General features: G+C 63.3%; 16 protein-coding genes and 1 tRNA gene. 9 read left to right on the top strand and 8 right to left on the bottom strand.

Annotated features, from left to right (window positions below):
* Positions 1-21: 21 nt before the first annotated feature.
* The 3 genes from rpoD to JNO51_RS13560 all read left to right on the top strand — a co-directional run bounded on the left by rpoD (position 22) and on the right by JNO51_RS13560 (position 2,816).
* A complete protein-coding gene (gene rpoD, locus JNO51_RS13570) occupies positions 22-1,938 on the top strand; it encodes an RNA polymerase sigma factor RpoD (protein WP_215778168.1) in 1,917 nt (638 codons plus the stop codon).
* A gap of 46 nt (positions 1,939-1,984) precedes the next feature.
* Positions 1,985-2,061 (top strand) — tRNA-Ile (locus JNO51_RS13565).
* Between the two features lie 173 nt (positions 2,062-2,234).
* Positions 2,235-2,816 (top strand): hypothetical protein, encoded by a 582-nt coding sequence (locus JNO51_RS13560; RefSeq protein WP_215778166.1) that lies wholly within the window; start codon positions 2,235-2,237, stop codon positions 2,814-2,816.
* Positions 2,817-2,832: 16 nt separating this feature from the next.
* On the opposite strand, the gene JNO51_RS13555 is transcribed toward JNO51_RS13560, so the two are convergent.
* Both JNO51_RS13555 and JNO51_RS13550 read right to left on the bottom strand, forming a co-directional pair.
* Complete coding sequence (locus JNO51_RS13555; RefSeq protein WP_215778164.1) at positions 2,833-3,408, bottom strand: TetR/AcrR family transcriptional regulator; 576 nt, start codon at positions 3,406-3,408, stop codon at positions 2,833-2,835.
* A 74-nt stretch (positions 3,409-3,482) separates the two neighbouring features.
* Positions 3,483-5,096, bottom strand: coding sequence for a methyl-accepting chemotaxis protein (locus JNO51_RS13550; RefSeq protein ID WP_215778161.1), 1,614 nt, complete (start codon positions 5,094-5,096; stop codon positions 3,483-3,485).
* Positions 5,097-5,269: 173 nt separating this feature from the next.
* Here JNO51_RS13550 and JNO51_RS13545 point away from each other — a divergent pair, with 173 nt between their 5' ends.
* Complete coding sequence (locus tag JNO51_RS13545; RefSeq protein WP_215778158.1) at positions 5,270-5,560, top strand: hypothetical protein; 291 nt, start codon at positions 5,270-5,272, stop codon at positions 5,558-5,560.
* Positions 5,561-5,563: 3 nt separating this feature from the next.
* Here JNO51_RS13545 and JNO51_RS13540 read toward each other — a convergent pair whose 3' ends face one another.
* From JNO51_RS13540 to JNO51_RS13520, 5 genes are all read right to left on the bottom strand, one after another.
* Complete coding sequence (locus tag JNO51_RS13540) at positions 5,564-7,753, bottom strand: PTS sugar transporter subunit IIC/EAL domain-containing protein (protein ID WP_215778156.1); 2,190 nt, start codon at positions 7,751-7,753, stop codon at positions 5,564-5,566.
* Positions 7,754-8,095: 342 nt separating this feature from the next.
* Positions 8,096-9,184, bottom strand: a complete 1,089-nt coding sequence (locus JNO51_RS13535; protein ID WP_215778152.1) for an ATP-binding protein — start codon at positions 9,182-9,184, stop codon at positions 8,096-8,098.
* Between the two features lie 45 nt (positions 9,185-9,229).
* Positions 9,230-10,522 carry a hypothetical protein gene (locus tag JNO51_RS13530; RefSeq protein ID WP_215778148.1) on the bottom strand — a complete coding sequence of 431 codons (1,293 nt, stop codon included), beginning with the start codon at positions 10,520-10,522 and terminating at the stop codon, positions 9,230-9,232.
* Positions 10,519-10,731, bottom strand: coding sequence for a DUF2249 domain-containing protein (locus tag JNO51_RS13525; RefSeq protein WP_215778145.1), 213 nt, complete (start codon positions 10,729-10,731; stop codon positions 10,519-10,521). Before JNO51_RS13525 ends, JNO51_RS13530 begins: the two co-directional genes overlap by 4 nt.
* Positions 10,728-11,147 (bottom strand): hemerythrin domain-containing protein, encoded by a 420-nt coding sequence (locus JNO51_RS13520; protein ID WP_215778142.1) that lies wholly within the window; start codon positions 11,145-11,147, stop codon positions 10,728-10,730. Before JNO51_RS13520 ends, JNO51_RS13525 begins: the two co-directional genes overlap by 4 nt.
* 110 nt (positions 11,148-11,257) lie before the next feature.
* On the opposite strand from JNO51_RS13520, the gene JNO51_RS13515 reads away from it, so the two are divergent.
* The 4 genes from JNO51_RS13515 to JNO51_RS13500 all read left to right on the top strand — a co-directional run bounded on the left by JNO51_RS13515 (position 11,258) and on the right by JNO51_RS13500 (position 17,876).
* A complete protein-coding gene (locus JNO51_RS13515) occupies positions 11,258-11,950 on the top strand; it encodes a Crp/Fnr family transcriptional regulator (protein WP_215778140.1) in 693 nt (230 codons plus the stop codon).
* The gene (locus tag JNO51_RS13510) at positions 11,950-12,729 is read left to right on the top strand and encodes an enhanced serine sensitivity protein SseB C-terminal domain-containing protein (RefSeq protein WP_215778137.1); all 780 of its coding nucleotides are present in this window, start codon (positions 11,950-11,952) and stop codon (positions 12,727-12,729) included. The genes JNO51_RS13515 and JNO51_RS13510 overlap by 1 nt, the downstream gene beginning before the upstream one ends.
* Before the next feature lie 234 nt (positions 12,730-12,963).
* Positions 12,964-16,797, top strand: a complete 3,834-nt coding sequence (locus JNO51_RS13505; RefSeq protein ID WP_215778134.1) for a PAS domain S-box protein — start codon at positions 12,964-12,966, stop codon at positions 16,795-16,797.
* Entirely contained in the window at positions 16,794-17,876 is a 1,083-nt protein-coding gene (locus JNO51_RS13500) for a PleD family two-component system response regulator (protein WP_215778131.1), read from the top strand. The genes JNO51_RS13505 and JNO51_RS13500 overlap by 4 nt, the downstream gene beginning before the upstream one ends.
* Positions 17,877-17,886: 10 nt before the next feature.
* On the opposite strand, the gene JNO51_RS13495 is transcribed toward JNO51_RS13500, so the two are convergent.
* On the bottom strand, positions 17,887-18,156 hold the full coding sequence (locus tag JNO51_RS13495; protein WP_215778128.1) for a hypothetical protein: 270 nt from the start codon (positions 18,154-18,156) through the stop codon (positions 17,887-17,889).
* Positions 18,157-18,340: 184 nt separating this feature from the next.
* On the opposite strand from JNO51_RS13495, the gene JNO51_RS13490 reads away from it, so the two are divergent.
* A complete protein-coding gene (locus tag JNO51_RS13490) occupies positions 18,341-24,640 on the top strand; it encodes a TcdA/TcdB pore-forming domain-containing protein (RefSeq protein WP_215778125.1) in 6,300 nt (2,099 codons plus the stop codon).
* The last annotated feature ends 120 nt before the right edge of the window (positions 24,641-24,760 follow it).

Raw genomic sequence — 24,760 nt, 5'->3', positions numbered from 1 at the left:
CTTTTTCAAGCAGGAAGCGAAATGGCGGCCTCTCCCGAAAATCAAAAGGAAGTACAGGAACAGGCGATGAGCCTCGAAGAACAGCGCAAGCGGCTGCGTCAGCTGATTGCCCTGGGCAAAGAGCGCGGTTACCTGACCTACGCGGAAATCAACGACCATCTGCCTGAAGATGTGTCCGATGCCGAGCAGATCGAAAACATCGTGACCATGATCAGCGGTCTCGGTATCCAGGTGTATGACGAAGCCCCGGATGCCGACACGCTGCTGATGTCCGATGCGGCGCCTGCGGTGGCCGACGAGGATGCGGTTGAAGAAGCGGAAGCGGCGCTGTCCTCGGTCGATTCCGAATTCGGCCGTACCACCGACCCGGTGCGCATGTACATGCGCGAAATGGGCTCGGTCGAACTCCTGACGCGCGAAGGCGAAATCGAAATCGCCAAGCGTATCGAGGATGGCCTCAAGTTCATGATCCAGGCCATTTCGGCATGTCCGGGCACCATTGCCGACGTGCTGGAACTGATCGACCGCGTCGAACGCGAAGAAATTCGCGTTGACGAAGTGGTCGACGGCTTCATCGACCCCAACGCCGAAGACACTGAAGAAGTGGCCTTTGCCGAACCGGTGGTCGAAGAAGAAGAGCTGATCGACGACGAAGATGCCGAAGACGCCGACGCCGAAGCCGATGTCGAAGCCGCTGCCAGTGCCAATCTGGAAGAACTCAAGCAGCAGGCGCTGGAGCACTTCCGCGCCGTGCGTGCCCTGTTCGACAAGATGGTCGTGGAGCTCGGCAAGAACGGCTCGCACAGCCCGGCCTATCTGCAGTTGCAGGAAGCCATCTCGGCCGAGTTCATGAAGGTTCGCTTCTCCACCCGTCAGATCGAAAGCCTGTGCGAATCGCTGCGCCGCCGCGTCAACGAAATCCGTACCTTCGAGCGTGACATCCAGGACATCTGCGTGACCCGCGTGCGCATGGATCGTGCCCACTTCATCAAGTGCTTCCCGGGCAACGAATGCAACCTGACCTGGGTGGAAGAAGAAATCAATGCCGGCAAGGCGTGGTCGGAATCCCTGACCCGCTTCAAGTACGCCATCATTGAAAAGCAGTCGAAACTGGCCGAGCTGCAGGAAAAGGCCATGCTGCCGATCAAGGAGCTGAAGGAAATCAACCGGCAGATGTCTTCCGGTGAATCCAAGGCACGGCGCGCCAAGAAGGAAATGATCGAGGCCAACCTGCGTCTGGTGATCTCGATTGCCAAGAAGTACACCAACCGTGGCCTGCAGTTCCTCGACCTGATCCAGGAAGGCAACATCGGGCTGATGAAGGCGGTGGACAAGTTCGAATACCGCCGCGGTTACAAGTTCTCGACCTACGCCACCTGGTGGATTCGCCAGGCCATCACCCGCTCCATCGCGGACCAGGCGCGCACCATCCGTATTCCGGTGCACATGATCGAGACCATCAACAAGATGAACCGCATCAGCCGTCAGATCCTGCAGGAAACCGGTCGCGAGCCCGATCCGGCGGAACTGGCCGAGCGCATGGAAATGCCTGAGGAGAAGATCCGCAAGATCATGAAGATCTCCAAGGAGCCGATCTCCATGGAAACGCCGATCGGCGACGATGACGACAGCCATCTGGGCGACTTCATCGAAGACTCGGTGACCCTGGCGCCGTCCGAAGCGGTGATGTATTCCAGCCTCAAGGACGCCACCAAGGAAGTGCTCGATACCCTGACGCCGCGCGAAGCCAAGGTGCTGCGCATGCGTTTCGGCATCGACATGAACACCGACCACACGCTGGAAGAAGTCGGCAAGCAGTTCGACGTCACCCGCGAACGGATCCGCCAGATCGAAGCCAAGGCACTGCGCAAACTGCGTCACCCGACCCGCTCGGAACGCCTGCGCAGCTTCCTCGACAACGAACCGGGCAATCAGTAAAGGCTAGTGGCACGGCGGTGCGGATTTGTTATAATCCGCACCCCACGGGCCTTTAGCTCAGTTGGTTAGAGCAGAGGACTCATAATCCTTTGGTCGCGGGTTCGAGCCCCGCAGGGCCCACCAAACACATCAAGGCTCTCAGCGCGTTAACCGCTGAGAGCCTTTTCGCTATCCGCTTCAGGCAAGTTGCTGACGCAGGCGTTCTATTACAGAACGAGCGAGTGACCATGCTTGCACCGCCCTGCTAAAATGTCGGCATCCACTCAACACCACCTCCTGACCCGGCACCGGCTACCATGAACACCCATCGCCTCTCTGTACTGCTGAGCATCGCCACCATCATGACCGCTGCTGCCTGCATGGCCAATCCGCTGCCGGGCAGTGTTGTCGCTCCGAAGACCTTCGCTTTCGATGGCAAGTCCTATCGTCTGGCGTTTTCCCACACCGGCGTGATGCGGTCCACCTGGGAGTACGGTCTTGAGGGAGAGGATGTTCAGAACTGGCAGTGGACCAGCCTGGTGACCATCACACAAGTCAACAAGCTGTCGAGCATGGCGCAATGGATGCAGAGCATGGCACAAGCCCTGCAAAAGGAAAATCCGCCGCCGCGCTATGAGATGCGACAAGTCGGGGAAAGTCAGGCGCAATTCAGCATGATCTATCTGCCGGTTGCCGGGAGCGCCAAACTGCAAACCTACGAGTCCGATGTCTGGATTGCCCGCACCGCCTGCGGAGGCATCGTCAACCTGCAATTTGCCCGTCAGTACCCCGCGATCCCGGGTGAAAACCTGCAGGAAAAACTCGCCGCCATCCAGCGGGACAACACGGCGGACATGGCCAGGATCCAGGCTCTGGACTGGCAGGCCGAGTGCCAGTAGCGCCCCCGGGGGGCTTTCACCCCCCGCTGACCATGCCCAGCAACTGCAGACACTGATCGCGCAAACCCTGCAGCAACAATCGGCTCTTTGCCGCATCCATCTCCGGCGAACCACGCACACGGGCATACCAGATCCCTTCCGCCGTCAGTCGCAGCAACAGCAACTGATTGGCCAGCGGCGTGTCACAACCGTCCTCCTCCTCCAGCGCCATCTGCACCAGCCGACATTGCTCGATGCAATAGGGCCAGGCCAGCGACAACAGGGCCAAGGCCTTGGTGGTGTCGGCCGAATCGGTAAAGGCTGTTTGAATATAGGCGCGGGTATAGCGCCCGGGGCCGGGCGGCTCCTGCTGCAAGGCTTGTTCGAAACGGCTGCGAAAACCATCCAGCAAGCTGTCGGTCACGGCATTGAGCAGGCCGGCACGGTTCTCGAAGTGATGAATCAGTGCGCCTTTGCTCACCCCTGCCCGGCGGCAGACGGCATCCAGCGTCACGGCATGCAGGCCCACCCCGACCAGCAGTTCGATGCTGGCGGAAATCAGTCCTGCCTTGACGCGCTCAGGCTGTTTGGGACGATGGTGAAAAAAGGACATGACAACCTGCCACTGCTTGAATGCCGCCATTATCTACGGGATCAAGCAAAAAGCAAGTTGTCATGCAAGCGGGGTCACAATTTGAAGTTCGACAGCGTCTGCAACTGCTGCTGCACCAGCGCATCCAGATGATGTGCGCTGGCGGCGGTATTCTGCGCAGCCGCACTGGATTCTTCCGACATCTGGGCCGTACGTTCTACCTGCATGGCGATATTGTTGCTGGCCACCCCCTGCTGCTGAATGGCCGCAGAGATTTCGCCAATACTGCTGGCCGAGTGCGCCGCATGCTCGCCAATCGTCTCGATGGCCCGGCTGGCCTCATCGGCACGCGACACACTGGTTTCCACCAGCGTGTCGGCCGCTTCCATCGATTCCGCCGTGCGCTTGGCCATGGTGACCATGGACTCGATCGTGGCAGCGATTTCCTGCGTCGACTTGGTGGTACGCTCCGCGAGCTTGCGCACCTCGTCCGCCACCACGGCAAAGCCGCGCCCCTGCTCACCGGCGCGCGCCGCTTCGATGGCGGCATTCAAGGCCAGCAGGTTGGTCTGGTCGGCGATATCGCGAATCACGTTTACCACGGTACCGACCTGGGCACTTTCCTGCTCCAGCTTTTGAATGTCGGTGGCCGAGGATTTCACCATGCTGGAGATTTCGTGAATGTCCAGAATCGTCTGGCGAATGATGGCCGAACCAGACTGCACCAGTTCACGGGCTTCTTCCGTCCCGGCCTTGGTGGTGACTGCCTGCTCGGCGACATGGTTGATGCTGACCGTCATCTGCTCAATGGTGGCCGCCATGCTGGACGCCGCCTCACTTTGCGCTGCCGAGGCCGTGGACACCTGTTGGGCGGTGGCGCTCAGCTCGAGCGAGGCCTTGCCGACATCGTCGGCTACATGGCGCAAGGACTTGAAGCTGGTTTGCAAGGTATCCAGCAGGCGGTTCAGCGCCTGGCAGGCATCGCCGACCTCATCCTGATGGACGATCGCCACGCGCTGGCTGAAGTCGAGGGTATCGCTGATCTGATGCAAGGCCTGGCGAATCTGGCCCAGACCGGTGCGGATGGCACGGTACAGGCTCACGGCCAGCAGGCCGGACACCAGGAAGGCCAGCGCAATGACCGCCAGCGAGATCAGGCGGGAAGTCTCATAGGCCTTGCGGCTTTCAGCGGCATCTTGCTTGGTCAGTACCTTGTTCAGGGTATAGTGGGCATCCATGGCGGCTTCCGTGGCCCGTGCCGCCTTGGTGGCGTTTTTCAGCTGCGCAATCTGCTGCTCATGAGACATGGACGAGGCGTGTTGCACCAGGGGCTGAATCACTTGCCAAAACTGGTTATAGCTGTCTTTGACCTTGTTCAGCGCCTGCTGGTCTTCCTCGTTGTAGATATTCTTCTGCTGGTAATCATCCAGTGCCGAATCAATTTTGGATTTGCCCAGTTCAATTTTGGCCTTGGCATCGGCCAGTTCGGTCTCGTTGGCGGCCAGCGTGATGTCGCGGATACCGACGCGGATATTGGTCAGGCCATGCTGCGCCTTGGTGATATCGTCAATGCTGGGAAAAATATTATCCATCATGGCTTCGTGGCTGGTCTGGCTACGGCCCAGTTCCCAGATGCCATAGCCCCCGACGATCAGCAGGGCGCTGAGCGCCACCAGCAGGGTCAAAACCAGCCGCCTTGAGATAGTCATTCTTTGCTCCGTTTTTTTATAGATTCACGTCAAGAGAGTCTAAAGAATTATGTGTTTTATTCCTACATTAAACCGTAAAATACCAAATGGTATGTTTGTTTTTGACCACATTTTATAAATGCTTAATGTCGATGGCATATTGCCGTCCTGTCTAGCTTATGGATGCCCCTGACGTGAATGACAACACCCTGGCCGGCGGTCACGATGCCGTGATCGGCCTGCTGCAAAACATGGCTTCAAACAAGAAGGATTCTTACAACGGACAGCGCAGCAGCGGTGCCATGGCCTATGCCATCATGCAGGTACAACTGGCGCCCAGAATGACGGCGCAAGAGCGCCACACCATGACGGCGCTGGGCTCGATGCTGTTTGAACGTGCGGAGATCGAAGAGGCTCGCCAACTGCTGGACAGTTTGCCGGACGGGCTGGCCAGCGGCATGTTGCAGGCCTTGCTGCAGGCCTAGGGTCTAATCGTTTGCAGGCAGACCCGGGACGTTGTCGCCGGGCAGGGCGCGGATATAGTCCAGGCAGCGCTCAGCCGGCAGGGGCGGACTGAACAGATAGCCCTGGAAGCAGTCGCAGCCCAGTGCTAGGCACTGCGCCAGCTGGGTCTCATCCTCCACCCCTTCGACGATGGTGGCCATGGCCAGGCTGTGGCTGAGTTCAACGATGCTGCGCACGATCTGGCTGGAGGTTTCCTCGCCGATGCAGCGGGTCAGTGATTTATCGATCTTGATGGTGTCGATGGGCAAATCCCGCAGATAACGCAGCGACGTATGTCCCATGCCGAAATCATCCAGTGCAATCCGCACGCCTGAATGGCGCACGTCCTGCAGGGCGCTCAACGAGAAGTCATCCGGCTCCAGCGCCGTGGTTTCGGTGATCTCCAGCTCCAGCAAGGGCGCGTCCAGCCGGTAACCGGACAGGGTCTGCAATACCTGAGTGGCAAACTCCCGGTTGATCAGCTGTCTGGGCGAGATATTGACCGACATTTTCAGCTGTGCCGGTACCAGGCCGCTCCAGGCGGCCCGTTGCTGACAGGCACTGGACAAGACAAACATGCCCAGCTCATCCAGGCAGCCGATATCTTCCGCCAGCGCAATCACCAGCGGCGGGGGAATGCGGCCGTAAACCGGATGCGCCCAGCGCAGCAGCGCTTCCACCCCGTATACCTCGCGACGGTCGGCCATGATTTGCGGCTGGTACTCGAGAAATAATTCTCCCGGGTGCTGCAGGGCTTTTTGCAAATCGAAAGCCAGCGCCTCGGCCAGCAGGCCAAGCTCACCAGGCAAACTCAACACCTTGCGCTCTGTACCGCCCGCGTCGGTCATTTCCGCCGCACTGGCCAGCGCACGCAGCAACAAACGACTGCGCCGCGCACGCAGGGTATCCGACAACCTGACAAAGGGCAGATAGATCAGCGTCCCCAGCAGCAGACACAAGCCCTGCACCCAGACCGCGGTCAGCGAGTGAGTCATGGCATAGACATTCAGCAGCGGCGGGGTAGTCCAGACAGTCAACTGGGTGGTGCAGGGGATCAGCCCGAGCTGCGTGGCGGCGTAAGCCAGGCAGATCTGCAGCAGCGGCGCGCAGACGAAGGGAATCAGGTAGACCGGGTTGAGAATCAGCGGGATGCCAAACAACAGCGGTTCATTGATGTTGAAGGCCGCCGGGATCAGGGCAAACAGGGCAAATCGGCGTATCCCGCGATCCTGGCAGCCGAGCTGGATGGCGGCAATCAGGCACAGCGTACTGCCCGAGCCGCCCAGACGGGCAAAGGCATCGATGAACTCGCGTGTGACGATGTAATACGAGCCGGCGCCGTGGCCGGCGATCTGGACATTGGCCAGCGAGGACGGAATCAGCAGGGTGTTGGTCACCGGCGCCAGGATGTTCGGGCCATGCAGGCCGAAAAACCACAGCAGCTGCCCGATGGAGACGTAGCTGAGCACAAAGTGCAGCGGGTCCTGATGGCCGGTAAAAATCAGCCCAAGCAGATGGGTCTGGTAGGCATGCAGATCGTCGAATCCCCAGGCCAGCAGGAGGGCACGCAGACCGCAAAACAGCAGGATGGTGCACATGGCCGCCGGGGTCATGGCCACGATATCGCGCACCATGGGGTCGAAGCCCGCCGAGCCGAGCGACAGTTGCAGACGCGGTATGCTCGCCAGACTCAGAAACAGCGGGCTGCCCAGGGCGGCGATGACAATGGCCGCCAGCAAGCCGCGCTCCACCGACAGCACCCCCGACCAGCTGCCGGTGCTGCCCGGCACCGACACAATCAGCAGGCAGGCCATCATCACGACCGAGGTAATCAGCGGGGGGATGGCCGTGCGGCTTTGGTGCTGCTCGTTGAACATCTCGGTCCGGGTACTGGCATAGCCGGCCAGAATCGCCAGCGGGACCATGCTGAAGGCCACCTGGGCCACGTCATCCAGGGTGGCAAACCATTGTTCGCCCAATAGCTGGCTGAAGAAGCGTTGCAGAACCAGCGAGGGAAAGTGGCGCAACAGAATGATCAGGGCACCGACCATGATCGGCGGGAGGGAGAAAGCCAGGCCGCGGCGGATGGCGATGAAGAAAGCTTGCTGTCCGAGGCGCTCAAAAAACCCCAGCAAGGCATCTACCCGCGCATCATCCACTAACGATCCCAGCATCTGGCACCTCGGCAAACCAGTCACCAGGACTGGTGATCGCAACAGGCGGGGCAGGCTGCGGCTGCCCGAATGCCGGTTGCAGATCATTGACTCATGGTTAATGTGTCTGTCCGGGCGAGAAATACCCCGTTGACAGGTGGCACGTCGGCGACACGGCAACCGTCCATGCTTGCTACCGGTCAGATATCAGAATAATAACCATTACGGTTAAATGTTCTAGCTAAAAATAACTATCGACTATCAAATAATCATTGTTTCACGTCAAAAAGAAAGCCGTTTTGATATAGGTCGATATTTACCAAGCAGACCGGATGGTATGTTCCGGTCTGCCCGGGAGAGGTGTCAGTCGTGTTCCTTCAGCCATTCGGCAAAGACCGGATCGGCCAGACGCCAGCCCTGCGCGTCGCGGGTCACCACATCCCGCCGCTCCAGCTTGCGCAGTGCCGTCTGAACCTGAGAGGGCGTCAGCGTCGGCAGGCCCAGCTCGGCCGCCAGTGCCACCCGGCTGCCCTGGCGATACGGGCTGTGCTGGCCGGCGGCAATGGCGCGCAACAGGCTTTGCTCCAGCGGCGCCAGCCCCAGCCAGCGGCTTTCAAAGGCGCTGGTATCCGACAACAGGTTCAGCCGTGCCGTCAGGGCCTCGGTCAGCGTGCGCTCGGGGTTCAATGCCAGCTCTTCCACCAGCGCGCGCAGATGCAGTGGGACCCGACCCAGTTGCAGGAAGGCCTGCCACAACGCGGCCTCATCCAGGGGGCGACGGGTGATGCGCTGGTAGCCTTGCGCCATGTGGCGGGTGAAGCCTTCGTCCAGCGGCGGGAAGTCGATCAGGGTGGCAAAGTGAAAAAACGGGGCACGGGCATCGCCGAACATGGCGCGCAAGCCGGCTTGTGATGAGCCGGTAAAGATCACCTTGACCCGGTCACGATGCAGATCCAGTCCCGTGCGCAGCGAGGCGATCAGCGTCGCGCTGCCACTGCGGCGAGCCAGCTCCTGGATTTCATCCAGCAGCAACAGGACCGGTTTCTTCTGTGCGGCCAGGTCGCCGATCAACTGGCTGACGGCGGGCAGCGGTGCCGTCGGGGATGGCGGACGGTTTTCAATGCTGGCCGGCCCCCACTGGCCACGGATCAGCAGATGACTGCCGATCTTGTCCAGCGTCCGCGCCAGCCAGTGTTCCTCGTCGGCAAAGGCGGCCAGCATGGCCGGAAAGTGGTGAGCCCCGCCATGGCCGTCATCCTCCATGAAACTGTGATAGCCGACGCGCCAGCCATGCTGTTCCGCCAGCGGCAACAGATCCTTGAGCAGGAATTCGGTCTTGCCCATGCGGCGCGGCGCAAACAGCGTCAGGGCAGAAGACAGGCCGCTGTCGAGCATCATCAACACCGATTCGGCCAGTTTCTGACGCGGGTAGTGCAGGGCATCATCCGGCATGTCAGCCACCTTTAGCTATGTGATGGCTAATTATGCATGTGGTGGCTAATAGTGGCTAGCTGGGTGCGGCGCGTCGGCCAGAAACTGCCGGCACAGCGCGCGGTATTGCCGGGTGATGCGCCAGGCCAGCCAGGCCAGACTGCCTGCCAGCAGGGTACTGGATGCCGCAAACACACCTTGCCAGAGTGCGGGGGACAGGCACCAGCCGATCCCGCCTGCCAGCCACAGCGCATGCAGCCAGCCCAGTCGTTGCTGTACCTGCTCGCTCAGGAAGCCGTGCGTGGAGGGCAGGGCACCGCGCGGCGGTTGCAGGGCCTTCAGGTGCAGCCAGCACAGGAAAGGCACGATCTTGCCCAGCATGGCCAGCATGACGCCGAAGCCGAGCCCGCCCAGCCACAGCCACCCCGCCAGCAGCGGCCAGCAAGCAGCTGGGGACCACCAGGCGACGAGGGCCAGCAGTGCCGATGCGGGCAGACACCAGACGGCCCGCTGCCAGCTGCGTCGTGCCGGGTCCTGCGGGCGCCGCGCCTGCTGCAGCAGGCGCAGGGTGAGGGCGCCATAGAGCATGACGGCCAGCCACAGTGCCAGCGCAGAGGGATCCGGCATGGCGGGAGCCAGCAGGCGCCACAGTGTGGCCAGCAGCAAGAGTGGCAGCAGGGCCGCACTCAGCCAGCGCACCGGGCGCGGATAAGCCGGTGTGATCAGGAACATCGGCAACACGGTCTGACTGATCGCGATCAAGAGGCCGAGCAGCCAGCCGATCCCGCCCCACAGCACATGACTGTGCAGCAGGGGCAACAAGGGGAGTGCCACGCTGCCGCGCAGGGTGGCCACCATCGCCAGTCCGAGGAGGGCGGTGACCATCAGTGCCGTCATGGCGCGCAACATGCCGCGGCTGCCGCCATCGCGCGCCGGAGAACGATGCAGTCCGACGATGCCGTGTGTCAGAAACACCGCCAGCGCCAGTGCCAGCCCTATCGCTCCGGCCAGCAGTTCGTCCGGGCTGAAGCCCCGGGCGAAGCCCAGGCACAGCAGCGCGACGCCGGCCTGCCAGGGTAGCCACACTGTCCACAGCAGGCGTATCGGTCGCGTCAGCGCCACGCCGGCCAGCACGGCCAGCAATTGCAGCAAGGCGCCCAGCATGATGTTGCCCAGCACGCCCAGTGCCAGCATGTGGGTCAGGGCGACGACCAGCGGCTGATAGCGATCCGCCGCCAGCGGACTGGCGGCGGCGAGGCTGAGCGCCAGCACCAGCAGCCAGCCAATGGCCGCCAGGAAAAAACCTGTCGGCAGCCAAAGCGGTGGCGCTTTGTCGTAGTCCAGTGTGCTGCCGATCATGTCCGGGTCAGGGTGATCAGCACCCCACCATCCTCGGTCAGACTGCAGTGATGCTGTACTCCGGCCTGGTTCAGCAGCGGGAACAGTGGCACCGGGTGGTGCGGCAGGATATACGCCAGCGCCTGGCCTGCCTGCAGTGACTCAATGTCTTCCAGAATGATCTCCATCGGTTGTGGCGGTACCAGATGACGCAAGTCGCGGGCGTTCATGGCTCGGCCACCATCGACTCCAGCCCGGCCACATGCTGGCCGCACATCGGATAGAGAACGTTTTCTTCTTTCATATTATGTTGCTGCATCAGGATCAGCAGCGTCTCGCCATGGCCGAGAAAGGCGGCGGCATCCTGCTGGCTGAGCGCCGCCTGCACATCGGTCAACAACGCGCGCATTTCCTCATGCTCGCTGCGCATTACCACGGTCGGCCCCATGCGCATACCGGTCGCGTCTTCAAAAGCCGGAAACAGCTGTGTCTCCTCCAGTGTGAAGTGCGCCAGCATGGCAGTTTCGAAAGCCTGCCAATGGCTCAGGGCCGGCTGCCACTGGCCGGCGCGCACGGCAGACTCGCAGTCCACCAGATGGGCATCACAGGCACGGTGTTGGTCGATCAGTCTTTCTATGGCATTCATGGCATCGCCTTCCGGAAATCAAAAATGAGTGAAGCATCAGACATTGCGTGGCAGTATGTCGGCACGCCCTTATTAGCCAGAATGATTTGAATCAAGGATTTCAAGATCCCATGCCCCACGTCGATATTGCTGCCCTGTTGCGTCACCAACCCCTGTTCCAGGCGCTCTCGCCCGAGCAACTGAGCGCCTTGCTGCCGCATGCGCAGGAAGTGCGCGCCGACAAGGGGCAGGTGCTGTTTCAGAAGGGGGATCCCTGCGATGGCATGTATGTGGTGGTCTTCGGTCGCGTCAAGCTGTCGCTGTTCTCTGCTCAGGGCAGCGAGAAGGTCGTGGAGGTGATCCAGCCCGGGCAGAGTTTTGCCGAGGCGGTGATGTTTCTTGGCTACCCGATGCCGGTGCTGGCGCAATGTCTGGATGATGCCTTGCTGCTGAAAATTGATGCGGATGGCATTCTGCAGGCCTTGTCGGCGGATGCTGATTTCGCCCGGCGCCTGCTGGCCGGCATGTCGATGCGACTGCACGGCCTGGTGCGTGATGTCGAGCGCTACTCGACCGAAAGCACCTTGCAGCGTGTCAGCGGCTATCTGCTGCAGAGCTGGCGCGAGGCCGGCGAGCCGTCACAGGCGTTTCCCCTGCCGCTGAATAAAAACCTGATTGCCTCGCGCCTCAACCTGACGCCGGAAACCTTCTCGCGCATGTTGCAGCGGTTAATGACGGCGCAGCTGATCCAGGTGAACGGCAGAGAGATTCTGGTACTCAATCCGGCCGGCCTGGGTGAGTTTGCGGGAGAGGATGGCGACTGATGGAGGTGATTCGCGAAAGTCCACTGGAAGCTTTGCTGCGCCAGGCTGCCGCCGATCCGGCGCATCGGCCGGCGTTTTTCGCGGCGCTGCTGCAGGCCGAAGTGTTCATCATCGGCCATACCGATCTGGGGCCGGGCGAAACGACCATACAGGCCGGCAGCCAGCTGCATATCCAGCATTGGCAGCGTCCGGACGGGGTCAGTACCATTCCCTTCTTCACCTCGCTCGGCTTGCTGCAGCAGGCCATCGAGCAAGAGAGCCGCTACCTGGCGCTGCCGGCCCGCTCGCTGTTCGTGCTGACACTGGGCAGCGCACTGGATCTCAATCCCGGCTCGGACTGCGGCAAGTCATTCGAGGCCGCAGAAATCCGCGAGCTGCTGGCCAGCGGTCTGACCCATGCGCCGGAGCAGCGCGAAATCCGCGAGCAAACGAGCGTATTGCTGGGACAGCCTCTGCATGACCCGCAGGATCTCAAGCAGGCGCTGTCTACCCTGTTGCTCAAGCATCCGCCTGTGCAGCGCGCCTATCTGGCGCTGATGCACGACACCAGTCAGAGCGAGCAGCCACACCTGGTGATCGGCCTGGAGGGCGAGGGCGATATCGAGCAGGTCTTGCGCGAAGCCGGCAATGTGCTGGCTGACCTGCTGCCCGCCGGCGAAGTGGCCGACCTGCTGCAGATTCATGCCAATGAGGGTGGCCTGGCCGACTACTTTCATCAATCCGTTGTTCCCTTCTATCAGCGTGGCCCCTGGGCGCGCTTCAAAGCCTGGTGGCACTGAGTTGCGGTGTCTGGCCGTGCTAAATGCTTGATGCACCTGTAATTATTTTGTTTTTCTTCCTATATTTTTGGAATAAAGGTTGTCTCGACTAGATCGCAGGCAGCGACCATCTTCATGGGCGGTTCCAGAATTCGGGAGGGGGCATGCATTGGCAGTGTGCTGGCCTGTGGGTTATGCAGCAGTGTGGCGAGCTGATCGTGTGGTGCCGCACCGCCAGGTTTGAGGAAGGTCTCCATGCCCGGACGACTTGAACTGCGCACTCTGGCGGGCTGCTGGTTGCTGGCGCTGCTGGCCGTCTGGCTGGACCGGCATGCCCTGGCCGCGCTGGCCTGGTGGCCGGCCAATGCCTGGCTGGCCGGCATGTTGTGCCGCCTGCCCTGGCGGCGCAGCCTGCCCGTGCTGCTGCTGGGGCTGGCTGGTTGCCAATGGATAGGCGGACTGGGCAGCGGACTGCCGGCGGCCGTGATGTCCATACTGGAAGTGCTCAGTACCATTGCCCTGCTGCGCCATTTTGATCTGCCCTCCCGTTTCCATGCCGGGGCCATGCAGATGGTGCTCACGCTGAGTGTCGGTGCCATCCTGCCTGCCATGCTCGGTGGTGTGGCCGGCGCCGTGGTGTCGACCTGGGGATATGGCGAGGGGTTTGCCGCCCAGGCGCTGTTATTCGGTCAGGGACATATGCTGGGCGCCCTGACGGCCTTGCCGCTGGCGCTGTGGCTGAGTCAGCCGAATCAGCTGCGCGGCCCGGGCATGCCGGCGATCCTGCACTTTGGTGGCGGCCTGTTGCTGGTGACCTTGCTGGATTGGCTGGCGCTGCGTCTGTTGTCCTCCCCGTTCGAAGTCATTATTGCCGTCGAAGTACTGGCCAGCCTGCTGCTCAGCCTGAATGAGCTGTTCATCCTGCTGTGGTTGCAGACCCTGTTGATGAGCTGGGCACTGGCCAGTGGCCTGTATCTGCCACCGCCGGTACTCACCGAGGCCGATCAGGCCATGTCGGCTCTGCCGCTGCTGCTGACGCCCTTGCCTGCGCTGATCATGGCGGCGGCCGCCTGGCAGCGGCAACAGGAACAACGCCTGCTGTCGGCCGCCAAGCTTCGCCTGGATACCGTGCTGGAGTCGATGAACGAAGGGATTGTCATCCAGGCAGCCAATGGCCATATCGTCGGCCACAACCGGCGGGCGCTGGAAATTCTCGGCCTGGAGGAGTCTCAGTTGCTCGGCCGCAGCTCGCTCGACCCTGCCTGGCACTGCATTCATGAAGATGGCCGCCCGTTTCCGGGGGGGGATCACCCGGCCATGCAGGTGCTGGAGCATGGTGTGGCGATCGAGCGGGTGATCATGGGGGTGAATCTGCCCAGCGGAGATACCCGCTGGATCGAGATCAACGCCCACCCGATGCAGGAGCCCAGCTCGGGCGAGTGCATGTGCGTCTGCACTTTCTCTGATATCAGCAGCGAGCGTGAAACCGCCCTGCGCCTGCGCGCCATGCAGGCGCGGTATGTCGGACTGGTGTTCAATGCCCCGGATGCCATCATCACCGTCGACAGCCAGCAGACCATCGTCTCGGCCAACCCGGCCGCCGGCCAGCTGTTTGGCTACAGCACTGCCGACCTGATCGGGCAGCCGCTGTCGATTCTGATGGCGACTGACAGTCACGAGCGCCATACCCGCCTTTTCGAGCGCTTTGCCAGTGAAGAAGTTTATGGCCGCAGCATGGCCGGCGGGCGCAAGGTGCGCGCGAAGCGCAGTGATGGCAGTCACTTCCCGCTCGAAGTGACGCTGGCGACCGTCAGCCTGCCCGAGGGCAAATACTTCATGGCCATTGGCCGCGATGTGACACAGCGCGAGGCCTACGAGCAGACCCTGCTGGAGCTGTCGCAGGCCATCGGTCAGAGTCCGGTCGGGTTTGTCATGATCGACCGCGACGGACAGATCGAGTATGCCAACCGTGCCTATGAGCAACTGACCGGCCTGCCGAATGCCGAGCTCAAGGAGATGGCGTTGCAGGCGCTGTGGCAGTCTGCTGATCAGGGGACGGTTTCGGCCATGCCCTGGCGCAACGCCGAGGGCGGCCAGCCCTGGCAGGGTGAAGTGAGTCAGAAACGACCAGATGGCCGTGAGTATCAGGTTTTTTACGTCATTTCGCCGCTGTTTGATGCGGAGGGGCTGGTCGGCAAATACGTTGGCGTGGCGCAGGACGTGACCGACAGCAAGCGCACCAGCGCCGAGCTGGAGGCGCATCGTCACCATCTTGAAGCGCTGGTCGAGGAGCGGACCCGTGATTTGCTGGAGGCCAAGGAAGCGGCCGAAAGTGCCACCCGGCTGAAGAGTACCTTTCTGGCCAATATGAGCCATGAAATCCGCACCCCGCTCAATGCCATCGTCGGTTTCGCCCATCTGGTGCGCAACCAGGAGCAGAATCCGCGTGCCCAGGCCTGGCTGGACAAGATCGACAGCGCGGCTCAGCACCTGCTGGCCATCATCAATGATGTGCTGGACTTCTCCAAACTGGAGGCCGGCCATGTGGAAATCCACAGCGAGCCATTCAGCCTGCAACCCTTGCTGGAATTCATCCGCGATATGGTGATGCCGCGGCTGGCCGACAAGCCGGTCAGCTTCGAAATCCGGGTCGAGGGGACGGTGCCGGCCAATTGGCTGGGGGACAGCCTGCGCATCGGACAGATTCTGGGGAACTTCGTCAGCAATGCTGCCAAATTTACCGCCGAGGGCCGGATCGAACTGGTGGTGCGCGAGGAGGGCCGGGAGGGTGAGCTGGTGTGGCTGCGCTTCGAGGTCCTGGACAGCGGCATCGGGATCGACCCGGCCCAATTTGCCCGGCTGTTCGTGCCTTTTGTCCAGGCGGATGCCTCGATTACCCGACGTTTCGGTGGCACCGGCCTCGGCCTGGCGCTCAGCCGCAGTCTGGCGCAACTGATGGGCGGTTCGGTCGGAGGCGAGAGCCGGCCCGGTGGCGGCAGCTGCTTCTGGCTGACCCTGCCGCTGCGCCCCATGGAGACGCCGCAGGCGGAAGCGGTGCTGGCCGAGGAGACAGGGGACCTGCCGGTACCACTGCGGTTTGCCGGACATGTGCTGATCGCCGAAGACAATCCGCTCAACCAGGATTTCATGCAGGGACTGATGCAGGATCTGGGGCTGAGCTGCAAGGTGGTTGGCGATGGCCAGAGTGCGGTGGCCGCCTGTCTGGACGAGTCGTTCGATCTGGTGTTGATGGACATGCAGATGCCGGTGATGGATGGCCTCAGTGCCACCCGCGAGCTGCGTCAGTTCGCTCAGACACGTCATTTGCCGATCCTGGCCCTGACCGCCAACGCCTATGCCGAAGACCGCGATGCCTGCCTGCAGGCCGGCATGAACGACTTTCTCAGCAAGCCGATCGAGCCGCTGGTGCTGCGCGAGCGCCTGGCGCGCTACCTGCCGGCGGCAGCTGCCAGCGATGCCGAGCGTATTGCCTTGCCGGAGGCTCCGGCGGCGCTCTTCGGCCCGCTGGGGCAGCGGCTGCAGCAAGCCGGGCTGGTGGATTTTGCCTACCTGGAAAAGATGACCAAGGGCAATCCCGACACCATCGAGCGCGTGCTGGGCATGTTCCTGCAGCACCATGTGCCGCTGGCGGCCGGCTTGCCGGCCTTGCTGGCCGGCGGGGATCTGAGCGCGGCGACCCGCATCGTGCATACCCTTAAGGGCACAGGCATGTCCCTGGGGGCGGACGCGTTGCGTCTGGCCGCTGAGCGACTGGAGGGGGTGTTGCGCGGCGACACCCCGGCGCAGGCAGACTGCGGGGCGCTGTGCCATGAAGTGGCGCGGCTGGAGCGCGTTCTGCTCGGTCCGCAGGCTGCCGAGGACGGGGAGGCTGCCGAACAGCGCCTGCGTCACCGTCTGCAGACGCATGATGTCGAGAGTGCCGCCTGGCTGGCACAACAGCGCGCGGCGTTTCTCTGGATGCATGAAGAGGATTTTCAATATCTGCTGCGGCTGGTCGACAGCTTTGAGTTCGGCCCGGCGCTGCGTTTCTTTGACCAACGAAGCCTGGCTGCAAAGGAAGCGCCATGAGTGAAATCAAGACCATCCTGCTGGTGGATGATGATCCGATGTACCGCATGCTGACGGCCGATGCCCTGACGCCGCACTATCGCCTGCTGGAGGCAGAAAGCGGGGCCGATGCCCTGATGCTGGCGCGCGAGTATGTGCCGGCCCTGGTGTTGCTGGATATTACCCTGGCGGATCAGGACGGTTTTCAGGTCTGTCGCCAGCTCAAGCAGCATGCCGCCCTGGCCCAGGTGCCGGTGGTGTTCATCTCGGCCAATGTCAGCCTGTCTGACCGGCTGGCCGCCTATGAGGCCGGTGGTGAGGATTTCATCGGCAAGCCGGTCGAACCGGATGAGCTGCGCGCCAAGGTGTCGCTGACCCTGAAGAACGTGGCCGAGCGTCTGCGACTGGAAAGCGGGGCGCGGGATGCCATGGGCGTGGCGATGACGGCCATGTCTTCGGCCAGTGAGCTGGGGGTGTTGCTGGGGATTTTGCGTCGCTGCTTTGCCGTCAGCGACGAAAGCGGTCTGGCGGCCTGCGTGCGGCTGCAGACCAGCGCCGGGGTGTATGGCCGCAGCCAGCAGGGGGTACTGACCCGGGTCGAGGCCGGCGTGCTGGATCTGCTGTCCACCGGCGAGCGCATTGTCAGTCTGGGACGGCAGTCGGTGTTCAATTACGGGGGGCTGACCTTGCTGATCAAGAATATGCCGGATCAGGAACCGGATCGGGCCGGTCGGCTGCGCGACCATCTGGCGATGCTGGCCGAGGGGGGGCAGGCCTGCCTGCGCATGATCGAGGCCATGAACCAGCTGCGCGTGCGCGAACGCGCCCGGGCGCATTTTGGCGAGCAGGCCATGGCGGCGCTGGCCGAGATCGATGCCACCTTTCATCGCCATCAGAGCCAGACCGAAGCCTGGCTGGAAAGTACCCTGACTGAGTTGCAGATGGCATTCCCGACACTGGGACTGACCGACCACCAGGAAAACATCGTTCTGAGTCTGGTCGGCAGTGCCGCCGAACGCATTGCCGGTCAGTATGCGGAAGGGCTGGACATCGCCGGTCACCTGCATCGGCTGCAGGCGCTGGCTGGCGACAATGGCTGACTGAGCGGATTTAGTCAGCGTCCGGCAGCGCGGCCCAGCGGGCGACGCGGGCCAGCGGCTGACCGCAGGCGCAGCGCAGCCGGTCCGGGTGGCGACCGGCGCGCTCGCGGGCACAGGCCTGACACCGCGTGCGTCCGCAGGCCAGGCAGACATAGAGCGCTTCAATATTGTGCCGCGCGGCACAATCGCTGCAGTACTGGTAAATGCCGTGATGCAGTATCCCTGCCAGTCGCTGATGTCGGGCGGCGGCCAGCTGCAGGCGGTCAACCGGATGAGGCATGATGCTCTCCCAGACAGGTTGTGACCTGTTATCGGCTGTTTTTCCCCGGCATTGAGCCGGATGAGTGAAATCTGCAAGGCGGCTTGTCGGCTTTCTCGCAGGATGGGCGCGTCGGTTCCTGCCGACCGTTGTTCATCCACCATGGCGGATACGCGCTGTATCCGCGCAGAGAAAGCAGACACTCATGATTCTTCCCGATCCCATTCCCCTGCCGCCCGAACCGGATGGCGTCGAGCCGGCACTGGCCGCAGAGCTGGCCGATGCGCAGTGGCAAGGCGCCATTACCGAAGCCGAAACGGTCGAGCGCTGGCCGGAGGTGGCGCGTGCCATGCAGGCGGTTCGCCAGGCGCGCCAGCAACTGCTGAGTCGCTATCCGGTCATCCGGCGCCAGGTCGAGCAGGCCAACCTGGCGCTGAACGTGGCGCAACAGGTCATGGCCATGTCACAGCCCGGTCCCGAAGCCGAGTCCGCCGCGGCGCACGCCGTGCAGTTGGCTACTGAGGCGCATGCGGCCTATCGGCAGTATGAGGTTCAGCGCCAGCAGGCCGAGCAAATGCGCCAGCAGGCCGAGCAGCTGGCGCGTCAGGTGGCGGGGGAAATCCGCCGGATGGGCGCGCAGCGCGTGGCGCTTCAGGAAGGGGCCGATGCCTTGCACGGCGATCCTCAACTCATGTCGCCGGAGGATTTTGAGCGCGGGATGCAGGCGGAGGGACTGATGGTTGCGGTCAGTGACGATCCCTATGCCCGTCCGCAGATGGTGCATTTCGGCGACGTGCGCGCGGCGCTGGAGACCCTGCAGCAACAGACCCTGACACCACGCAGCCAGGCGCAACAACTGGGGGTCTTGCTGGCGGCCTTGTCTGCGACAGAGGTGGATCCGGCACTCAGTCCGACCCTGCGTCGCCTGCGTCTGCAGACCATGGCCCGGCTGGCGGCCCTGGGTGAACCGGCGCCAAACAGGGTGCATGCATTGTGGATCGGCGATCTGCCTAATGCGGCTCGTGCTGCCCTGCGCCTGTTGCTGGCGCGCCAGATGCAGGCAGATGCCTTACCAGGCGAGTTGCCATGGCAGTTTTATCTTGGTCATGATCCGCGTGCGCTGATGGCGCCGCGGCTGCGTCAGATCATTGCCCGCGTTGGCCGGGCCAGTGTGGCCGGCAGCCCGCCGGGCGCGGCGCGGGATCTGCGCTATCAGCGGGCCGTGCTGCAGATGCAGAACCAGGCTTATCAGGCGGTACTGGCCGGGGCGCAGCAAAATGGCGGCGATTTCAATCTGGCCGCCATCGATTTTCTGGTCGAGTTTCAGGCGCAGTCGCGGGCCGAACTCACGCAATGGCTGAGCGAGGTCAGACAGCGCTGGATCGAATTCGACGCTGACTTGCGCCAGCGTTTCGGGGCCGGGGCGCTGACCCTGGTCGATCTGGGCGAGCTGCTGCCAGCGGATCATCCGGTATACGACGCCTATCTGCAGGAGCTGTGGCTGCGCGGCAATCTGCCGGCGGCTGCCGATCTGGCCCGCTCCACCATGCTGCACCGCTATGGCGGCACCTATCTGGATACCGATGTCAGCCTGTTACCCGTGGATGAGGCGTTCGGCCAGAGCGTGTCGGCGCTGGAGACGCAAATCCTGCGCGAGATCGATTTGGCCAGCCAGCCGGGCGAGCAAAGACTGACCAATCGCATTGTGTTCTCTGCCCGACTGTGTGCCGCACGTATCCAGGCGCTCGGCAATTATCTGGCTGAGTTGCCGGGCGATCCTTATGGGGTGAGGGGGCTGCAAGGTGAGCTGGCCTATGAGGCCTTGCGCGACAGTCTGCTGTGCCAGCATTTGCCCGGTTTGCGCGCGCTGATCGCCGAATATCTGCCGCTGGTGGCGCAGGCGCCGGCTGCGCGGGTGCGGGCGCTTGGTATCGCGCCAGGCGAGGCCTTGCCGCAGTTATTCCAGCGGCTGAGTCCCGGGGTCGTCGGTCCTGCCGGTTTGTCCCTGCAGGTGCAGCTGAACATCGATCTGGGGGTGGACATCTCCGTGATGCATGGCCAGGCTGGCGCGGCGGTGTTTGCGCACTACTGGCAGACGGTGCAGCGGCGCTACCGCGCGATGTCGGCCAGCGGTCAGCGCTGGTTCCCGCAAGTGCCTGAGTCACTGGCACCTGATTCAATGTTCGCCGGCAAGGCCCATGGCATATACCGACTGGATGGCCTGGTCGAGGAGTCGGCGGCGACCGGGTACATGACCGGGCCGCAAGCCTATTTGCGTGCGGTCTACGACAGTCTTCAACCCGAGGAAGAGCCGGCACGCAGTCTCTGGGCCAGGATGGATTTCCTGGATCGCAAGGCCCTGTGTCTGGCGCCGGTGCGGCTGGAGATGGATACGCCGGGGGATCTGGCCTCTTCCTGGCGCGCCAGCGGCCTGTCGGCGCTGCGCGATGAGCCGGGTTCCTCGCCCTATGACCGCCAGGTGGTGGTGTTGCTCGACAAGGGGATGTCCTCGCTGAATGCGGCGCGCTATTTGAACAACGCCCATCCGCACTCCATGCTGATCGTGCGCCTGGCCGATGGCACCCTGCTCAGCGGCAAGCGGGCCATCGTGCAACTGAAGCTGGAGGACTGGGGCAGTCGTCCCCGGGTGGTGCTGGTCGGACACCTCAGCGCCGATCAGCGCACGCTGGGCGAGTTGCCGGCGAGCACGCTGGCGCAGTTACTGGGGGATTTGCTGCCGTCTGACAGCGAGACGCCACTGCATATCGAGCGACTGCGACTGGTGGCCAGTCATGCCATGCCGGCTCCCGGGACCCTGTTGAGCGGGCCGAGCTATGCCGAACAGCTGTTGCGCGCTCTGCGCCAGGTCGGCGTGTCCATCGGCGCGCTGAAGGGCTATGCCGGGCCGATTGCCGTGGATGTGTTTGGCCATGTCTGGGTGCAGGACGGGCAGCGCGGCATGCCGGTGCGCCATGCGGAGTCGCTGCGTTTGCTGGCGCGCTTGCAGGGTGAGCGCTTCGAGTGTGTGCCGGTGCAGGGCCGCACGGCCGCGTTGCCGGCACCGCGATTGCCACCGTTTGCTGCGCCCTTGCCGCTGGTGCCGACTCAGCGGCGGGCGGTGTTGCTGCTGGCGCCGGAGGCCGCGCTGCAGGGGATGGGCGGAGATGCTTTCCATCTGGCCATCGACAGCCTGACCCGCAAACACCCCACCACCGAATTTTATGCCCTGACCGAGCAGCATGGCGTATGGCGCCAGTGGGTGCAGCGCATGCCGCCGGGGCTGGACCGTCCCTGGGGCATGCGCTGGCAGCCCCTGCCGGCACCGCTGGCCGGCGCTTTCGCCAAGCTGACCTTGCTCGGGCACGCCCAGGGGGATCTGGGGCTGGTGGACTTGCTGCAGGATGGGGCACGGCTGTCGGCATTGTCGGCGATGTTGTCCGAGGTGCAGACCATCGGGCACCTGAGTGTGCTGGCCTGCGCCATGCGGCCGGAGAATGGCGTGTTGTTGCTGCGGGCACTGAGTACCTCGCCCGGGCCGCGCATCGGTCGTATCACCGGCTCGGAGCGGCAGGTGTTCATCATGGGGCCGGGCGATGTCAATCCGACCCCGCTGTCGGCCGGGCGTCGTCTGTATCGTGTCGGCGAGGTGGCGCAGCACGGCGGCCATGCCGGCAAGTGGCAGGTGAGCGCCAGGGAGGATGGCAGTCTGCAGGTCGACAGCCTGCTGGCCAATCTGCACGACAAGCCGGTGCAGTTGCGTCCGCTGGCGGCACCACTGATCGGGCCGTTTGATTTGCTGCTCTGGCAGCGGCAGGCGGTCCAGGCACGGCGTCAGGTCGCAGCCTGGCTGAATGAGCAGGAAGATCTGCTGACCCGGTTCTATGGCGAGCACGATTTGCCGCGGGCGCAGTGGCTGGCGCTGCCGGACAGCTTGCGGCGTGATGGCCGCGGGCAGTATCTCCTGTCGGTGAGTGATCGTCGCCAGGGTGTGGTGCGTGAGGTGGTGTGTCCTGACGGTGAGCGCCTGGCCGCTGTGCACGGTGCCTTGTCCACGCTCTGGCGCCAGTTGGCGCCACAGTTGCAGCGTGATGATGCCCACCGGCTGCAATGGCGTGGGGCGGCTTCCGGGCAGATCTGGCAGGGCGGCACTCCGGGCAGCAGCAATGGCGCCTTCCTGATCATGGCGCTGATGTCCTGCCTGCAGGCAGGACAACTCAGTGATGAAGCGCGGTTGTCTGCCTGGTGGAATCTGGCCGCCATGGGCACCGCCGCCACCGGGGACGGCGTGCAGCTGGGGCAACTGGTGCTGGCCGCCACGGCCCCGGATGGCGCCGTGGCGCAATCGCTGGCCCTGCTGTCCCGGGTCTTCGAGGCCGGCAATTTGCTGTTCCTGGCGGGGTCGCTGGTGTGGGACGCCTGGCATCTGAGCAACAGCCAGGATTGGGTCGGCCAGGTGAGCCGCGCGGTGCAGTTGGGCATGACCAGCGGGGCGCTGGCACTGCAGTTTGGTGCCAGTCTGCTGGCCTGGGCGCTGCCCGGGGCCGCCAGTGCCACGGCCTTTGGTCTGCTGGCGGCGCCGGTGATGGCGCTGGGTCTGGGATGGTCGGCATTCGCCAGTCAGATTGCCGCCCATCAGCAGGGAAGCCATCAGCTGCTGGATTATCTGCTCAAAGCGCAGAAGGCCTACCGTCAGGGAGGATTCCAGCAGGAGGAGAGCGGCCTGCGTGCTGCTGCCGACCCCTATGCCGTGATTACCCGGCTGGACTTTGTGCGCGGCGAAGTGACCTTTGGCAGTCAGATGCTGCTGCGCAGTAGCCCGCGCCCGATCAGTGCGCCGCATCTGGACATGTATCACGAGTTTCCGCTGCGCGATTCGCTGGGTCTGCCGGCCACGGTGCCCCTGCGTTTCACGGCTGATGAGTGGTTACTGCCTTCGACGCCACAGTTGTCGCTGCACTATGAGTACCTGGCCGGCGAGGTGTCGCTGAACGCAGAGGAGCAGGCGCTGGTCAGCCGGCTGGAGCAGGCCGGGGTGTTCTGGTTCGATGGCGGGATTTATTCCGCCAGCAAGCTGCAGTTGCTGGCCTCGCCTCTGCAGATCGAGGTGCTGCTGGCACGTGAGGCGCAGACCTGCTGGTTCAGCCAGACGGCACAGCCGGTCAGCTATCGCCTGCAGGGGCATGGAGCCTGCTATCAGCTCAAAGGTCTGCATGCCGGTCTGTCGCTGCAATTGACCGATGCTGACGGTCTGTCGGCCCCGTCGTTGTTCCAGTTGCAGTTGCCGGAGGCCCGTCTGATGGACGCGGGTGATCTGCAGCTGGCGCAGGGGCAGTTGCGGCTGCGCGATGATCAGGGGCGCTGGTTGTCAGTAGGGGTCTCGGGGCTGCAGGGGCGGCTTCTGGTCAGCGGGACGGCCGGTAGTTGGGACATCGATCCGCTGCGTGGCCGCATGGTGCTGATGACGCTGGATGTGCGGCGTCTGGGGGATGCGCCCTGGTTGTTGCGCCTCAGCCGCCTGGCTGCACAGCAGCAATGTGCGCCACTGGTACGGGTGATTCAGGGCAAGCTGCCCTTGCCCGTGGCGGATCTGCCGGCACAAGACGAGGCGCTGCGCCTGGCGGCCATGACCCGTCTGTCGAACCAGACGGTGTTCGATGCCGGGCAGGGACGTCTGTTGCGCCATGGACTGGAGCACGAAACAGCCCTGCAGTTCGGTACGCGCTTTGTCGGGGCCTCTGAGCAGCACGCCTACTTTTTCAATGGGTTGCATCAGGGCTTCTGGTGCACCTCGCGTCAGGATGACCGCGCCGTGGCGCAGTATGTGCTGCCGCTGAACCATGCTGAGGGCCAGGTCGAAGAAGTACGCCTCCAGGGCAATCTGTTGCTGGTGCGCCAGCGCATCGTGCTGGAGGGGGACACATTACAGCTGGCCTATGGCATGACCGCCGATGGCCCGATGCAGCTGCGGGTGCTCGGTGGCTTGCAGGGGAAGGCACTGACTGCCTGGCAGGCCATGCTGGCCCAGATGGTGCACCAGCCTGGGGAGGCACTCTGGCCGGCGCTGGCCGTGGCACTGGGACTGCAGGCAGCAAGCGCACGGCAGCTGTCGCCATCGCTGCCACAGCACGAGGTCGCTCTGGCTCCCTGGTTGCAGGTGGAGGGGCGCCATCAGGATGGGGCCGAGTTCCGTCATGCCGTGCAATTGATGCAGGGACGGGTGGTCGATCTGCTGCAGACCGGCGCGGACGATGTCTTGCTGGCACACCATTGGCCGCATGATGCCGGGGTGAGCCTGCTGTGCTGGTCGCCGCGTCAGGGGCGAGCCTGGCGGCTGCAGCTGGATGAACATGGTTTGGTGGCGGTGCAGCCGCTGGCGACCCGGGGCATTGTCGCGGTGGACCATCAGGGCGGGCTGGTCTGGCTGGTGTGTGGTGATCAGCAGTTGGTGGTCGTGGATGCCGGCGGACAGGAGCAACACTGCGATTGGGTGACGCTGGAGGGTTAGTCGTCGACGCGTGAGCGCTTCCTGCAAGTTGCGTGAAGGCGGGTTGCCTAGAGTATCGGGGCGTTCCATCGGGACGCCTCGATTCTTTTTGATGGGCATCGGCCAGGACCGGTGCCGGAA

The organism is Paludibacterium sp. B53371, from assembly GCF_018802765.1.
In the GTDB taxonomy this organism is placed as follows: Bacteria; Pseudomonadota; Gammaproteobacteria; order Burkholderiales; family Chromobacteriaceae; genus Paludibacterium.
Note: the sequence above shows the minus strand (reverse complement) of the source record. Positions and strands in the feature narration are given on the sequence as shown.

What these genes read in the sequence shown, in the direction of transcription:
- rpoD (WP_215778168.1), top strand. Translation starts at nt 22, where the DNA reads ATGGCGGCCTCTCCCGAAAATCAAAAGGAAGTACAGGAACAGGCGATG.
- JNO51_RS13560 (WP_215778166.1), top strand. Translation starts at nt 2,235, where the DNA reads ATGAACACCCATCGCCTCTCTGTACTGCTGAGCATCGCCACCATCATG.
- JNO51_RS13555 (WP_215778164.1), bottom strand. Translation starts at nt 3,408, where the DNA reads ATGTCCTTTTTTCACCATCGTCCCAAACAGCCTGAGCGCGTCAAGGCA.
- JNO51_RS13550 (WP_215778161.1), bottom strand. Translation starts at nt 5,096, where the DNA reads ATGACTATCTCAAGGCGGCTGGTTTTGACCCTGCTGGTGGCGCTCAGC.
- JNO51_RS13540 (WP_215778156.1), bottom strand. Translation starts at nt 7,753, where the DNA reads ATGCTGGGATCGTTAGTGGATGATGCGCGGGTAGATGCCTTGCTGGGG.
- JNO51_RS13535 (WP_215778152.1), bottom strand. Translation starts at nt 9,184, where the DNA reads ATGCCGGATGATGCCCTGCACTACCCGCGTCAGAAACTGGCCGAATCG.
- JNO51_RS13530 (WP_215778148.1), bottom strand. Translation starts at nt 10,522, where the DNA reads ATGATCGGCAGCACACTGGACTACGACAAAGCGCCACCGCTTTGGCTG.
- JNO51_RS13525 (WP_215778145.1), bottom strand. Translation starts at nt 10,731, where the DNA reads ATGAACGCCCGCGACTTGCGTCATCTGGTACCGCCACAACCGATGGAG.
- JNO51_RS13520 (WP_215778142.1), bottom strand. Translation starts at nt 11,147, where the DNA reads ATGAATGCCATAGAAAGACTGATCGACCAACACCGTGCCTGTGATGCC.
- JNO51_RS13515 (WP_215778140.1), top strand. Translation starts at nt 11,258, where the DNA reads ATGCCCCACGTCGATATTGCTGCCCTGTTGCGTCACCAACCCCTGTTC.
- JNO51_RS13510 (WP_215778137.1), top strand. Translation starts at nt 11,950, where the DNA reads ATGGAGGTGATTCGCGAAAGTCCACTGGAAGCTTTGCTGCGCCAGGCT.
- JNO51_RS13505 (WP_215778134.1), top strand. Translation starts at nt 12,964, where the DNA reads ATGCCCGGACGACTTGAACTGCGCACTCTGGCGGGCTGCTGGTTGCTG.
- JNO51_RS13500 (WP_215778131.1), top strand. Translation starts at nt 16,794, where the DNA reads ATGAGTGAAATCAAGACCATCCTGCTGGTGGATGATGATCCGATGTAC.
- JNO51_RS13495 (WP_215778128.1), bottom strand. Translation starts at nt 18,156, where the DNA reads ATGCCTCATCCGGTTGACCGCCTGCAGCTGGCCGCCGCCCGACATCAG.
- JNO51_RS13490 (WP_215778125.1), top strand. Translation starts at nt 18,341, where the DNA reads ATGATTCTTCCCGATCCCATTCCCCTGCCGCCCGAACCGGATGGCGTC.